Origin of the sequence: Streptomyces sp. SAJ15 (genome assembly GCF_007595705.1) — a bacterium.
Classification (GTDB): domain Bacteria; phylum Actinomycetota; class Actinomycetes; order Streptomycetales; family Streptomycetaceae; genus Streptomyces.
Genome location: NZ_NISY01000015.1, coordinates 180,317 through 192,747, shown reverse-complemented (window position 1 = coordinate 192,747; position 12,431 = coordinate 180,317). Strand labels below are relative to the sequence as shown.

Annotated in this window: 12 protein-coding genes; 7 read left to right on the top strand and 5 right to left on the bottom strand. The window is 74.3% G+C overall.

Going from position 1 to position 12,431, the window contains the following annotated elements; genetic code table 11:
- Nucleotides 1–68: 68 nt before the first annotated feature.
- The 4 genes from CD790_RS29320 to CD790_RS29305 all read left to right on the top strand — a co-directional run bounded on the left by CD790_RS29320 (nt 69) and on the right by CD790_RS29305 (nt 5,101).
- Nucleotides 69–1,637 (top strand): MFS transporter, encoded by a 1,569-nt coding sequence (locus tag CD790_RS29320; RefSeq protein ID WP_144386382.1) that lies wholly within the window; start codon nt 69–71, stop codon nt 1,635–1,637.
- Between the two features lie 293 nt (nt 1,638–1,930).
- Nucleotides 1,931–2,947, top strand: a complete 1,017-nt coding sequence (locus CD790_RS29315) for a zinc-binding dehydrogenase (RefSeq protein ID WP_144386381.1) — start codon at nt 1,931–1,933, stop codon at nt 2,945–2,947.
- Between the two features lie 61 nt (nt 2,948–3,008).
- Nucleotides 3,009–3,809, top strand: coding sequence for an LLM class F420-dependent oxidoreductase (locus CD790_RS29310; protein ID WP_144386380.1), 801 nt, complete (start codon nt 3,009–3,011; stop codon nt 3,807–3,809).
- Nucleotides 3,806–5,101, top strand: coding sequence for an MFS transporter (locus CD790_RS29305; RefSeq protein WP_260867977.1), 1,296 nt, complete (start codon nt 3,806–3,808; stop codon nt 5,099–5,101). The genes CD790_RS29310 and CD790_RS29305 overlap by 4 nt, the downstream gene beginning before the upstream one ends.
- A 28-nt stretch (nt 5,102–5,129) precedes the next feature.
- Here CD790_RS29305 and CD790_RS29300 read toward each other — a convergent pair whose 3' ends face one another.
- The 5 genes from CD790_RS29300 to CD790_RS29280 form a co-directional block, all read right to left on the bottom strand.
- Nucleotides 5,130–6,182: an ABC transporter substrate-binding protein gene (locus tag CD790_RS29300; RefSeq protein ID WP_260867976.1), complete on the bottom strand. Its 1,053-nt coding sequence runs from the start codon at nt 6,180–6,182 to the stop codon at nt 5,130–5,132.
- A 62-nt stretch (nt 6,183–6,244) separates the two neighbouring features.
- Nucleotides 6,245–6,778: an ABC transporter permease gene (locus tag CD790_RS36305; protein ID WP_260867987.1), complete on the bottom strand. Its 534-nt coding sequence runs from the start codon at nt 6,776–6,778 to the stop codon at nt 6,245–6,247.
- A 568-nt stretch (nt 6,779–7,346) separates the two neighbouring features.
- On the bottom strand, nt 7,347–7,607 hold the full coding sequence (locus tag CD790_RS29290) for an acyl-CoA carboxylase subunit epsilon (protein ID WP_144386378.1): 261 nt from the start codon (nt 7,605–7,607) through the stop codon (nt 7,347–7,349).
- A gap of 237 nt (nt 7,608–7,844) precedes the next feature.
- Nucleotides 7,845–8,522: a DNA-binding response regulator gene (locus CD790_RS29285; protein ID WP_260867975.1), complete on the bottom strand. Its 678-nt coding sequence runs from the start codon at nt 8,520–8,522 to the stop codon at nt 7,845–7,847.
- 406 nt (nt 8,523–8,928) lie between these two features.
- Nucleotides 8,929–9,726, bottom strand: a complete 798-nt coding sequence (locus CD790_RS29280; protein ID WP_260867974.1) for a helix-turn-helix transcriptional regulator — start codon at nt 9,724–9,726, stop codon at nt 8,929–8,931.
- Nucleotides 9,727–10,123: 397 nt separating this feature from the next.
- Between CD790_RS29280 and CD790_RS29275 the strand changes: the two genes are divergently transcribed.
- The 3 genes from CD790_RS29275 (at nt 10,124) to CD790_RS29265 (ending at nt 12,388) form a co-directional block, all read left to right on the top strand.
- On the top strand, nt 10,124–10,600 hold the full coding sequence (locus CD790_RS29275; RefSeq protein ID WP_144386376.1) for a hypothetical protein: 477 nt from the start codon (nt 10,124–10,126) through the stop codon (nt 10,598–10,600).
- Between the two features lie 160 nt (nt 10,601–10,760).
- Nucleotides 10,761–11,537, top strand: a complete 777-nt coding sequence (locus CD790_RS29270) for a DsbA family protein (RefSeq protein WP_144386375.1) — start codon at nt 10,761–10,763, stop codon at nt 11,535–11,537.
- On the top strand, nt 11,534–12,388 hold the full coding sequence (locus CD790_RS29265) for a cytochrome c biogenesis CcdA family protein (protein WP_144386374.1): 855 nt from the start codon (nt 11,534–11,536) through the stop codon (nt 12,386–12,388). Before CD790_RS29270 ends, CD790_RS29265 begins: the two co-directional genes overlap by 4 nt.
- Nucleotides 12,389–12,431: the final 43 nt, after the last annotated feature.

The following is a 12,431-nucleotide window of genomic DNA, read 5'->3' as shown; positions in this document are numbered from 1 at the left end:
AGCCGGACCTGCCACTTGTCGCACGACCAGGACCCGTATCGCACGCGGTCCCGAAAGGCGCCGCACACATGGCCGCACCGAACACCGCGCCCAACTCCGCGCCCAGCCCCTCCGGCACGTCACCCGATTCCGCCGGGCCGCCCACCGGGCGGCAATGGCTCGCCCTGTGCGTGCTCGTCCTCGCCCAGCTGGCCGTCTGGCTGGACAACACCGTTCTCAACGTCGCGCTCAAGACACTGGCCGACCCCCGCGACGGACTCGGCGCCAGCCCCAACCAGCTCCAGTGGAGCATCAGTTCCTACACGCTCGTCTTCGCGGTGCTGCTGTTCACCGGCGGTGTGCTCGCCGACCGCTACGGGCACCGCAACCTGCTGCTCACCGGCATGCTGGTGTTCGGCGCGGCCTCCGGCTGGGCCGCGTACGCCGGCTCCGCCACCGAACTGATCGTGGCCCGGGGCGCCATGGGCGTCGGCAGCGCGCTGATCATGCCGGCCACCCTCGCCCTCATCGCCCGCGTCTTCGACCGGCGGCACCGCGCCACCGCCATCGCCATCTGGTCCGGCTCCAGCGGGCTGGCCATCGCCGCCGGCCCCATGCTCGGCGGGGCGCTGCTGGACCACTTCTGGTGGGGATCGGTCTTCCTCATCAACGTGCCGATCGTCGTCCTCTGCCTGGTCGGCTCGCTCGTCTACCTGCCGGGCGCGGCCACCAGGGTGCGGCAGAAGTTCGACCCGCTGGGCGTCGCGCTCTCCACGGCCGGGCTGTTCGCCATCGTCTGGGGCATCATCGAGGGCGGCCATCGCAACGACTGGAGCGACCCCGCCATCCTCGGCTCGCTCGCCGGAGGGCTGGTCCTGGTCGGCCTGTTCGTCTTCGTCGAGCTCCGCGTCGACAACCCCAGCTTCGATGTGCGGCTCTTCCGCAACGCCCGCTTCACCGGCGCCAGCGTCGCCGTGATGCTGGTCTTCTTCGGCCTCAACGGCTCCATGTACTACACCAGCTTCTACCTCCAGGGCGTGCACGGTCAGTCCCCGCTGACCTGCGGGCTGACCCTGGCCCCGGTCGCCGCCGGGGTGCTGCTCGGCGCGCCGCTGTCGGCCCCGCTGGTCAAGCGGTGGGGGGTGGGCCCGGTGGTGGCGACCGCCATGCTCACCGCCGCCGTCGGCTTCGGCTCCTACGTCTTCCTCGACCAGCACAGCGGGCTCGGGCTCTTCTGGGTGTTCCTGGTCCTCCAGGGCCTGGGCATGGGCGCCGCCGTCGCCCCCACCACCGAGGCGATCATGGCCGTGCTCCCCGCCGACCGCACCGGCGCCGGCTCCGCCGTCAACAACTCCATGCGACAGATCGGCGGCGTCCTCGGCGTCGCCGTCCTCGGCTCCGTGCTCACCAGCGTCTACCGCGACCGGATCACCCCCCGGCTCGACACCGTCCCCACCCGCTACGCCGACACGGCCCGTGAGTCCGCCGAGTCCACCCGGCTCGTCGCCGACCGCCTCGGCCTGCCGAAGCTGTCCGGCTTCGCCGACGCGAGCTTCGTGCACGCCATGCACACGGCGGCGGTGGTGGGCGGCATGGTCGCCGCGCTGGGCGGCGTGGTGATCTGGAGCGCGTTTCGCCGGGGGCGCGGGCAGGGGTGACGTACGGGGCGCCCGGGCTGCGGCCGCCCCCTTCCCCCGGGCCCCGGCCGCGGGTGCGGTTCCGTCGGGCGGATCGCGGATCGCGGTCGTTCGGCACCGCCGACGTGCGCCGTCGGGCGTCTCGCCGTCGCGGCGGGATGGGATCCGCCGCATTCCCTGATATGGCGCATCGTCAGATCGCCTGCCGGCGTGGCGCCTTGCCCTTCCCGGCCCGATGGTCGTGGATCTTGCCTCGCGCTCCGGGCAGGTCATAGCCTCCGGACACAACGTCATGTATTCGGAAGGCAGTTCCCATGCGCACAGCTGTCATCACCGCGGCGGGTCGGGTCGAGGTCGGCGAGATACCCGTGCCCGAGGTGGGCGATTCGGAGGTGCTCGTACGGATCGCCGCCTGCGGGCTGTGCACCATGGAGGGCAATCTCTACGCGGGTCGCATGCCGGTCTACCCCACGGCCGCCGGGCACGAGGTGTCCGGATGGGTGGAGCGGATCGGGGCGCGGGCCGCCGAGCTGGAGGACACCCCGGCCGTCGGTTCGCTGGTCACCGTGGACCTGCTGACCCGCTGCGGCGCCTGCCGCGCCTGCCGCCGGGGCGACTCCGCGATCTGCGCCGCGCCGCAGGGCGGGGTGCGCTCCGACGGGGCGATCACCATGGGCGCCGGACTGTCGGAGTACGTCCGGGTGCCGGCCGGGCACGTGTGGTCCGTCGGCGACGCCGACCCGGCGCTGGCCGCCATGGGCGAGCCGCTGGCCTGTGTGGTCCACTCGCTGCGGCGCGGCGCCTTCCGCCCCGGCGACCGGGTCACCGTCATCGGCGCCGGCTTCATGGGCCACCTCCACCTGGCCCTGGCCCGGCACTTCCAGGCCCGCGGCGTGGTGGTCGTGGAGCGCGACGAGCAGCGCCGCGCCGCCATCGAGCCCGCCGGGCCGGACGCGGTCGTGGCGCCCGAGCGGCTCGCCGAGGTGGAGAAGGCGGACGTGGTGTTCGTGACCATCGCCAGCGCCCCGGCCATCGCCACCGCGCTGGAGGCGGTCGCCGACGGCGGCCGGATCGTGCTCTTCGGCGGCTCCCCGGACGGCCCGCCCGCCGAGCTGCCCGGCTATGAGGTGCACCGCCGCCAGCTCACCGTGACCGGCTCCTACAGCCAGGAGCCCGAGGACTGGCGCACCGCGGCGGAGCTGCTGCGCGGCGGCGCGCTGACCGAGCGCCTGGAGCGGCTCGTCACCGCCCGCTACCCGCTGAACGAGGTGGAGAAGGCGCTCAGGCAGACGGCCGAGACCCCCGTCTACCGGGTCGTCGTCACCCCCTGACCCGCCCCCGGCGCTCCCCCGCCCGGGTGCGCGGCGCCGTCCCGCCCCCGAAAGGACCACCGTGTCACAGCTCCACCGCGCCGGCCCGCGCGTCGGCGTCCAGCTCCATCCGCAGCACACCGACATCGGGGAGCTGCGCGCCGCCTGGCGCGCGGCCGACGCGCTCGGCGTGGACTCGATCTGGACCTGGGACCACTTCCTGCCGCACACCGGCGACCCGGCGGGCCGCCACTTCGAGTGCTGGTCGCTGCTGTCGGCGATGGCGGTGGACACCGAGCACGCCACCCTCGGATCGCTCGTCAGCTGCACCGCCTTCCGCAATCCGCATGTGCTGGCCGACATGGCCCGCACCGTGGACCAGCTCAGCGGCGGCCGTCTGGTGCTGGGGCTCGGCGCCGGCTGGTTCGAGGCCGAGCACACCGCGTACGGGCTGCCGTTCCCGGGTCCGGCCGCGCGGATGGACGCCTTCGCGGAGTCCGTTCGGACGATCAAGGAGCGGCTGGGGAGGCTCAACCCGGGCCCGGCCGGCGAGCTGCCGCTGCTGATCGGCGGCGGCGGACGGAAGCGGACGCTGGAGCTGGTCGCCCGCGAGGCCGACCAGTGGAACTGGTACGGCTGGGCCTCCGCCGACCCGGTCGCCGAGTTCCGGGAGCTCAGCGGGGTGCTCGACGGCTGGTGCGAGCGGGTCGGCCGGGACCCGGGCGCGGTGGCCCGCACCGTGATGGTCGACCCGGACCAGGTGCCGCTGGTCGAGGGCTTCGCCGCGGCCGGCGCGGTGGAGGTCGTGGTCTCGCTGCCGGCGCCCTACGACCTGACGGTGGTCGAGAAGCTGATGAGGCTCCGGGACACGCCGGGCGCATGACCACCGCCCCGGTCCGGCCCGCCCGGCTGGGCGGGCCCTTCACCGCCCTCATGGCCTGCCTGCTGCTGTCCAGCCTCGGCAACGGCTTGTGCTTCCCGTTCACCTCGATCTACATCAGCGAACTGCTGGGGCTGGGCTCGGGCGGCGCCGGCGGGTACTTCATCGCCATGGCCGCCGCCAGCTTCGCCGCCGCGCTGGTGGGCGGCCCGCTGGCCGACCGCGCCGGGCCGCACCGGGTCGCGGCGGCCGGCGGCGCCGCGCTGGGCGTCGGCTACGCCCTGCTGGCGCCGGCCGACGCCACCTGGCTGGTGCTGGTCTCCGGCGGCTGCGTCGGCGTCGGCTTCGGGCTCTTCTACGCCTCCGTCGTCGGCGTGGTCGACGCCGCGGTCCCGGAGAGCGGGCGCCGCACCGCCTTCACCATCCGGCACATCGTCAACAACGCGGGCATCGGGGTGGGCTCGGTCGTCGCCGGCCTGGCGCTCCAGGGCGCGGACACCCCGGCCGGGGTGCTGCGCTGGCTGTACGTGGCCAACGCGGCCGCCGCGCTGCCGCTGGTCGCGGTGGTGTGGACGCTACGGCCGCGGCGGGCGAGCCGGGACACGGGTGCGGGGCCGGGTTCGGGTGCGGGTGCGGGCGCGGACGAGGGGGCCGCGGAGCGGCCGGCGGCCGCCGGGCCCACGTACCGCACGCTGCTGCGCGCCCGTCCGATGGCGCTGCTCGTCCTCGCCCAGGCGCTCTTCGCGATCGTCGGCTTCACCCAGATCGAGGCCACCGTGCCGCTGCTGCTGCACGACCGGATGGCGGTGCCCCTGGGCTGGGTGAGCGTGGTGATCGCCGCCAACTCCTTCGCCCTGGTGGCGCTGCAACCGCTGGGCCGGCGCTGGTTCGAGCGGCTGCCGGAGACGGTGAGCCTGGCGGCGGGGCCGGTGCTGTGGGTGCTGGCCTTCGGCTGCGGCTGGCTCGCGGTGCCGCTCGGCGACACCGGCGGCCCCGCGGCGCGCCACGGGCTGCTGCTGGCCTTCGCGGTGCTCTTCGCCGCCGGCGAGCTCACCTACTCCTCGGCGTTCTATCCGCTGCTGCTGCGCTGGGCGGGTGAGTCGGCGACCGGCCGGGCCGGCGCGCTGGCCTCGCTCGCCTGGAACCTGGGCACCGCCACCGGCCCGCCGCTGGGCCTGTTCGTCATCGCCCACGCCTCGGCGGGCGGCAGCTGGGCGGTGCTCGCCGCCGGCGCGGGCGTGGCCTTCGCGGTGGCCGCGGCCCTGCACCGCCGGGCGGCGAGCGCCGCCGGCTGAGTCCGGCCGGTCGGCTCCGGCCGGCCGCTCAGGACTTGGGCAGGTAGTCGCTGTCGTACGCCTCCTCGGGCTGCACCTTCTTGTCCAGCAGCCCCTGCTCGTACATGAAGTCGGCCATCCTGCCCCACACCTGCGGGTCGATGTAACCGATCTCGCCCTGCTGGTTGCGCATCAGCGGCTCGGTGGCCTTGAGGACGGCGAGCGCGTTCGCCTGGCGCTTGGAGTCGTTCAGCCCCGGGATGTACCCCTTGCTGAGCTTCACGGCCTCCTCCGGGTGTTCGATCGTGTACCGCATGCCGCGCAGCGAGGCGTCGACGAACTTGCGGATCTCGTCGCCCCGCTTGTCGAGGGTCTTCTGGGTGGAGCCGAGCGACGGGCCGACCAGGGATTCACCCCCGTCGCCCGTGTCCAGGGTGATGGCGCGCACCGGAATACCGGATTCCTTGAAGGCCACCCCGTCGTTGTTGACATAGCCCATGACGCCGTCGACCCGCTTGCCCTTCAGGGCCGCCTGCTGGGTGAAGCCGATGTATTGCACGTCGGCGTCCTTCTTGGCCAGCCCCGCCTCCTTGAGCAGGGCGAGCAATCCGAAATAGGTCTCGCCGAATTCCCCGGGGGTTCCCAGTTTCTTGCCCTTGAGGTCCTCCGGCTTACGGATGTCGGAGTCCTCGGGGACCAGCAGGGCGACCGGGTATTTGTGGTAGACGGTGGCGATGTCGACCACCGGCAGACCCTTGGAACGAGCCTGGAGCATTTCGTCCCCACCCGCGTAGATCACATCCTCGCGGCCCTGCTTGAGCGCCCCGAAGAGGTCTTCGGCGGCCCCGTGGTGGCGCAGGTTCACCTTGATGCCGGCGTCCTTGTAGTAGCCCTTCTCCTGGGCCACGTAGAACGGCGCGAACTGGATGTTCGGGGTGTAGGTGAGCCCGATGGTGATGGCGTCGCCGCTCTTGCCTCCCTCGCCGTCCGGCTCCTCGGCGCACGAGGTCAGGGCGGCGACGGCCGTCACCGACAGCAGGGCCGCCCCGATGGCGCGGCGTCTGCTGACCGGGCGCTTGGCTGTTCCCTGTGTGGAAAGCAACGAATTCTCCTCAAGGACTCACGGATGAAGTGGATGTTCCGTACGACGCGGAGCGTGCGCGCTCAGCGCTCCACGAGCCGCTCGACCAGGCGCACCGCCCCGTAGACGACGGCGGCGAGCAGGCAGAGCATGACGAGCGTGCTGAACAGGCCCAGGCTGTCGGCCTCCTGGCGCTGCACCGACAGCAGCTGACCGAGCCCCTCGCCGCCCATGACGAACTCGCCGACCACCGCGCCGGTGATCGACAAGGTCAGCCCGTTGCGGACGCCGGTGAGGATGGCCGGCAGGGCGAGCGGCAGCTCGATGTGCCACAGCATCCGCCACCACCCCACGCCGTCCACCCGGGCCGCGCCGAGCACGTCCGGGTCGATCGCGCGCAGCCCGAGCACCGTGTTGACCAGGATCGGGAAGAAGACCAGCAGCGCGCAGAGAACGGCGATCGGCAGCAGCCCGTACCCGATCCACAGCCCGAGCAGCGGGGCCAGCGCCACCGCGGGCATGGCCTGGGTCGCGGCCACGTACGGCTGGAGCGCGGCGGCCGCGATCCGGTTGCGGGCGATGAGATAGCCGAGCGGCAGCGCGACGCCGATGCCCATGGCGCCCCCGGCGGCCGCCTCCCAGGCCGTCTCCCGGGTGTACTTCGGCAGGTCACCGTGGAGCAGCTCGTCGGTGAAGTGCCGCGCCAGGCTCCAGGGGGTCGGCAGGAAATACGTCGATACGGCACCGGTGCGGGTGGCGGTGTCCCACGCGATGAGCAGCGCTAAACCGAGCAGCAGCGGAGGCAGCACCGCGCGCCGGAACACCCCCGCGCCACCCTGTTGATTTCCCCGGGACTTTCGCGCTCGCCCCGTATGCGGCGCATTCGTGCCGTACCCGATCGGCGTCGCATGCCTGTGTCGCGCCTGCGGTACCGGCCCGTTGTCGACGCGCGTCAACACGGCCGCACCTCGTCTGCGCCTCTCCGTCATCCCCAAAACCCCTTGCAATTACCGGCTGTTACCGGATCATCGGCACGCCTGAACGCAACCTATCGCCAGCACGCTCCGGTTCACAATGTGGACGGAGAAAGCCGAATTGAGCTGTGGGGCTGGTGTGTTCCGCGCTTACCGGAATCATCGTTCCGCTTAGCCGGTGCGCGGCCTTCCGTCGCTCCGCGACGAATTCCTACGGCGTCGCCGGGGTGCGCGGAAGAGACATCCAGGAACGCGGCGAGCAGCCGTCGGGCAACCCCCGCCGCCAGCCGGCGTCGGTGGGCCGCCGGTCCTGATGCGCGTTCCGCTCCACCGCGGCCGAGCGACGGGCCAGGGCGAGCAACACGGAGGTGGCCGCGGCCAGTTCGTCGGGGCTGGGGTTGCCGCGGATGACCTTGACGAGAGCGGGCCCGAGCGGCCCCTCTATGGCGAGTTCGGCGGTGGTGGTCGTCATGCCGGGCACTCCAGGATCGCGGATGGGCGAGGTGTCGCGTGGGTCGCGCGTTCGCGCGGACGGGCGGTGCCACCGGCACCCCGGCGCACGGCCCCGGCATCGCGATCATCACCCTACGAGCCGCCCTTCGCGCGGCGACAGCGGATCGCTGGAGGCTGTCCGCAAGAGGACAACGGGCGGTCCGCGAACGGCACCTCCGGGCCGAACCGCCGCCCCGAGGCGCCGTCGAGGCACCGTTCAGCGGTCGGGCAGGATGCCCAGTTCGGAGGCGAGGACCCCGGCCTGGAAGCGGGAGCCGGCGCCGAGGAGGTCGAGGATGCCGGTGACGTAGCGACGGTAGGTCCGCACCGAGACGGCGAGCTCGCGGGCGGCGGCCTCGTCCGTCACCCCGTCGCGCAGCCGCTCCAGGACGCGCCGCACCATCTCCGCGCGGGCCGGGTCGGCGCCGTCCAGCGGACCCGCCGCGGGGGTGGCCCCACCCCAGACGCTGCGGAGCATCGCGTGTAACGCGCCGACGACGGAGGGGTCCTCGACGACGGAGGCCGCCCGCCCGCCGTCCCGCCCGCCGTCCGTCGACACGGCGCAGACCAGCGCGGTACGGCCGTCGGCCACGACCAGGGTCGGCAGCGGGACCGCGGCGATCCGCACCCGACCCGCCCCGTATCGCCGCGCCCAGCCGGCCGGCGGGCGGGCGCAGAGCAACCGCAGCTCCCGCGGTTCCTCGACCCGCGCGGCCAGTTCCGCCAGCCCCGCGTGGACCGCGGCCAGCCGCGCGCCGGCCGCCGGCAGCACCACGTAGACCCCGCGCCGCGCGCCCTCGACCACCTGCTCGGCCGCCGCCAGCACCGCGGCGTCGGCCATCGCGACGCCCGCGACCAGCGCATGGCGGGCCTGGCGGTCCCGGTGCTCCCCCACCGTCGACTCGATCAGGTCTCGGACCGCCTCCAGGGTCCGCTCCAGGAAGTCCGGCCCGCGCGGGCGGGAGCCCCCGCCACCGCCGGAACCGTCCCCGGGGCCCGGCCGGGCCTCGGGCCCGGCGCCTCCCCGCTCGACAGCCGCGCGCCCTACGCCCGCGCGCCCGGCGGCCCCGTCGTATCCTCCGCGCCCGACTCCACCCTCCGGGCCGAGCGCGCCGTGTCCGCCGCCGCCTGGCCCGACGGCGGCGGACACTCCCCCTGGCGCCCCCCGCGGCGGTCCCCCCGCGGATCCCCGCGATCCCCGCGAGGGGCCGCCCCGGCCCCGGGCCGGTGGCTCCAGCAGCATGCGCCTCATCCCCGTGTCATCCCGTCCCCCGTCCGTGCGTCGACGCCCGGCCGCCGGGTCAGCGGCGGCCCGGCAGCAGTCCCAGTTCCACCGCGCGCGCCCCGGCCTGGAAGCGCGAGCTCGCGCCGAGCTCGCGCATGAGCTCGGCGACGTAGCGCCGGTAGGTGCGCAGCGAGACCCGCATCGCGCGGGCCGCGACCTCGTCGGTGTGCCCGGTGCACAGGCACTCCAGGATCCGGCGCGCGGTCCGCGGGGAGAGCCGGCCGCCCAGGCGCGGGTAGTCGGCGAGCGGTTCGGCGTTCTCCCAGGCGCCGGCGAAGAGCAGGTCGAGGGCGCGCACGGTGGCGGAGTCCTCCACCAGCGACGCCTGGCGGGGCGCCCGCTCGGGCGGCGGCGCCATATAGGCGACGCGGCCGTCGACCAGCAACGCCTCCTGGAGCTCGACGTCGGCCACCCGCACCTCGCGGCGCGGACCGCCGCGCACCGCCGAGCCGACCCGGCTGTCGTCCACCGTGCGCGGCACGCACAGCAGCCGTACGGCGAGGTGCTCCCCACCGCCGTCGGTCGCCAGCCGGTCGAGCGCGGTGAGCAGCGCGGCCTCCTGTTCGCTGCCGCCGGACAGGATGGCGCTGACGCTGCGGACCGCCCCGCGGACCAGTCGTTCGACGGCGTCGGCGGGCCCCGCGCCCGCCAGGGACGCCCGTTCCAGTTCGCGGCGGTGCCGGACGACGGTGGACTGGATCAGATCGCGCGCGGCGAGCAGCGCGCGCTCCACCTCGTCCCGTGCCGGAACGTCCCACGCCGGTCCCGGGCCCGGCATGTGCTCCGGCCCGTGTCTCATCGGAAGACCAGCCATGACTTCCCCTGACCCGGCGCGGTGGACAATTCCCCGAGGAATTTCTCTTCTGCCTGAATGCGTGAGTCGGCCGCAGAAATCGAAACCGTGACGACAGTAATTCGCGCACAGCGACGACGTCAACGCATGGAGTAAGGCAAAGAGTGGGCAAAGCCCCCAGCGTCGCGCCGGGTCGCGCGGAACGGAGCGCGCCGGCGCGCACGCGCTGTCAGCAAGCTGTCGGCATCCCCTGGGAAGGGCCGGAACCGGGCACGGAGCGCGGCGGCGAGACGACCGCAAGCGACCGCGGACGGGCGTCGCTGTCCGGTTGCTGCCAGCGTGTCTACGATGGATCGCTCATGGTGGAGGAGCGCTCACGCTTGGGTGGAGGGGTGAAGGAGTGAGAGGGGGGAAGCGCATGCTGCCGCTGAGGCGCGGCGCGACCGCGCGTTTCCCCGGCGCTCCGACGCTACTCCTCCCGCCCCTGCTCGCGCTGGCGTTGCTCGTACTCGGCCTGGGTCTCGTCGCGCCGACGGCCCTCGCGACCGCCTCCCCCTCGGCCGGCCGGACGGCCCTCGCGGCGACCGCGGCGCCGACCGGGCCGGCGGGCCCCTCGGTGACCGCCCTGGCCGCCGCGGCCGCGGCCGTCCGAGCGGGCACCGCCGACCGTGCCCTGGCGCCGCGGGCGCCCGCGCAGTGCGAGAACGACGAACGTCCGGCCTCGGACGGCGCGTTGGCCACGCTCTCCGGCCCGCACCATCTCGACCCGCTGTCACACCCCGGCACCGGCCACGGCGCCGCGCCCGCGCACCGCACCCCGCGCGCGGTGCCGCCGCGCGCCCCGCCGCTGCCCCCGACGGGCTGCGCGGAACTCCTCCCGGTCCTCAGGCTCTAGGCCGCGCCGACCGGCCACCTGGCGCCTCGCGCCCCGCGCCACGCGTCCCGGTGCCATGGCCCTCGTGCCAGACGCCCTCGCGTCGCGGGCCCTCGCGCCGTCGCGCCCGGCCGGTCCTCGGCACGCCCGGATCCCGTATGACCTCATCAGGAGCACCTCCATGCCCGCACGCACCACCACCCGGCGACTCGCGGCGATCGGCGCCGTCGTCGCGCTCATCGTCTCCCTCGTCGCCACCGCCCTCGCCTTCACCCAAGACGACGACTCCGCACCGGCCGCCGACGCCCCCGCGGGACAGCGCACCACCGACCCCGAGCGGCAGCGGCTCTACGACCAGCTGGCCAAGGCCACCTCGCGGCGCGAGGGCGGCGACAAGCTGGCCCTCGGCCGCCACGACGCGCCCGTGGTGCTCGTCGAGTACGCCGACTACCAGTGCTCGTACTGCGGCCGCTTCACCCGCGAGACCCAGCCGAAGCTGATCGAGAAGTACGTCGACCGCGGGGTGCTGCGCATCGAGTTCCGCAACTTCACCGTCTTCGGCGCGGACTCCGAGCGGGCCGCCCGCGCCTCCTGGGCCGCCGCCCAGCAGGGCCGCTTCCGCCCGTTCCACGACACCCTCTTCGCCAAGCTCCGCAAGGGCGACGCGCTCGCCGAGGACAAGCTGATCGACCTGGCCGAGGAGAGCGGCGTGCGGGACCTGGACCGCTTCGCCGAGGACATGGAGGGCTCGGACGCCAAGGCGGCCCTCAAGCGGGACGCGGAGGAGGGCTACCGCATCGGCGTGCAGTCCACCCCGTCCTTCCTGATCAACGGGCGGCCGGTGGCCGGGGCCCAGCCCACCGAGGTGTTCGAGCAGGTCATCGACGAGGCGCTGGCGGCGACCAAGGCCAGCGGCGGCGCCGAGCGGCCCGCGGGCCCCAAGGCGGACGGCAAGTGACCGACATCGGCTATCTGGCCGCCTTCCTCGGCGGCGCCCTCGCCCTGCTCAGCCCGTGCAGCGCGCTGCTGCTGCCCGCGTTCTTCGCCTACTCCCTCGCGTCACCGGGACGGCTGCTGGCGCGCACCGGCGTCTTCTACCTCGGGCTCGCCACCACACTGGTGCCGATCGGCGCGGCCTCCAGCGCCGCCAGCCGCCTCTTCAACGGCCATCGCGACCTGCTGATCTCCATCGGCGGCTGGACGGTGATCGCGCTCGGCCTCGCGCAGATCCTGGGGCTGGGCTTCGCCTCCCGCCGCGCCCAGGCGGCCGCGGGCCGGATCACCCCGCGCTCGGCCGCCTCCGCCGCGGCCACCTTTCTGCTCGGCTGCGTCTACGGACTGGCCGGCTTCTGCGCCGGGCCGATCCTGGGCGCCGTGCTCACGGTGACCGCGATCAGCGGCAACGCCGCCTACGGGGCCTCCATGCTGGCGGTCTACGCACTGGGGATGGCCCTGCCGCTGTTCCTGCTGGCCCTGCTGTGGGATCGCTTCGAGCTCGGTCGGCGACGCTGGCTGCGCGGCCGCGAGCTGTCGCTGGGCCGGCTCCGGCTGCACACCACCTCCCTCCTCTCCGGCGTCTTCTTCATCGGCATCGGCGCTCTCTTCCTCCGCTACAACGGCACCTCCGCGCTCCCCGGCGTCCTCGACGCCGACCAGGAGTTCGCCCTGGAACGCACGGCGCGGCGGATCGGGGACGCGGTGCCGGACTACGCCCTGCTGGCGGTGGTGGCGCTGGTGGTGGCCGCGGCCCTGGCCCGGGTCGCCCTGCGGCAGCCCCGCCCGGAGGAGGAGACGGAACGGGGCGGGTAGCCCGCCCCCGGCGGGGCCCACCGGGGGCGGGCGATCGACGACC

Excerpts from the sequence above, each read along its gene's own strand:
- CD790_RS29305 (WP_260867977.1), top strand. The coding sequence starts at position 3,806 with ATGACCACCGCCCCGGTCCGGCCCGCCCGGCTGGGCGGGCCCTTCACC.
- CD790_RS29270 (WP_144386375.1), top strand. The coding sequence starts at position 10,761 with ATGCCCGCACGCACCACCACCCGGCGACTCGCGGCGATCGGCGCCGTC.
- CD790_RS29290 (WP_144386378.1), bottom strand. The coding sequence starts at position 7,607 with ATGACGACCACCACCGCCGAACTCGCCATAGAGGGGCCGCTCGGGCCC.
- CD790_RS29275 (WP_144386376.1), top strand. The coding sequence starts at position 10,124 with ATGCTGCCGCTGAGGCGCGGCGCGACCGCGCGTTTCCCCGGCGCTCCG.
- CD790_RS36305 (WP_260867987.1), bottom strand. The coding sequence starts at position 6,778 with ATGGGCATCGGCGTCGCGCTGCCGCTCGGCTATCTCATCGCCCGCAAC.
- CD790_RS29315 (WP_144386381.1), top strand. The coding sequence starts at position 1,931 with ATGCGCACAGCTGTCATCACCGCGGCGGGTCGGGTCGAGGTCGGCGAG.
- CD790_RS29280 (WP_260867974.1), bottom strand. The coding sequence starts at position 9,726 with ATGGCTGGTCTTCCGATGAGACACGGGCCGGAGCACATGCCGGGCCCG.
- CD790_RS29320 (WP_144386382.1), top strand. The coding sequence starts at position 69 with ATGGCCGCACCGAACACCGCGCCCAACTCCGCGCCCAGCCCCTCCGGC.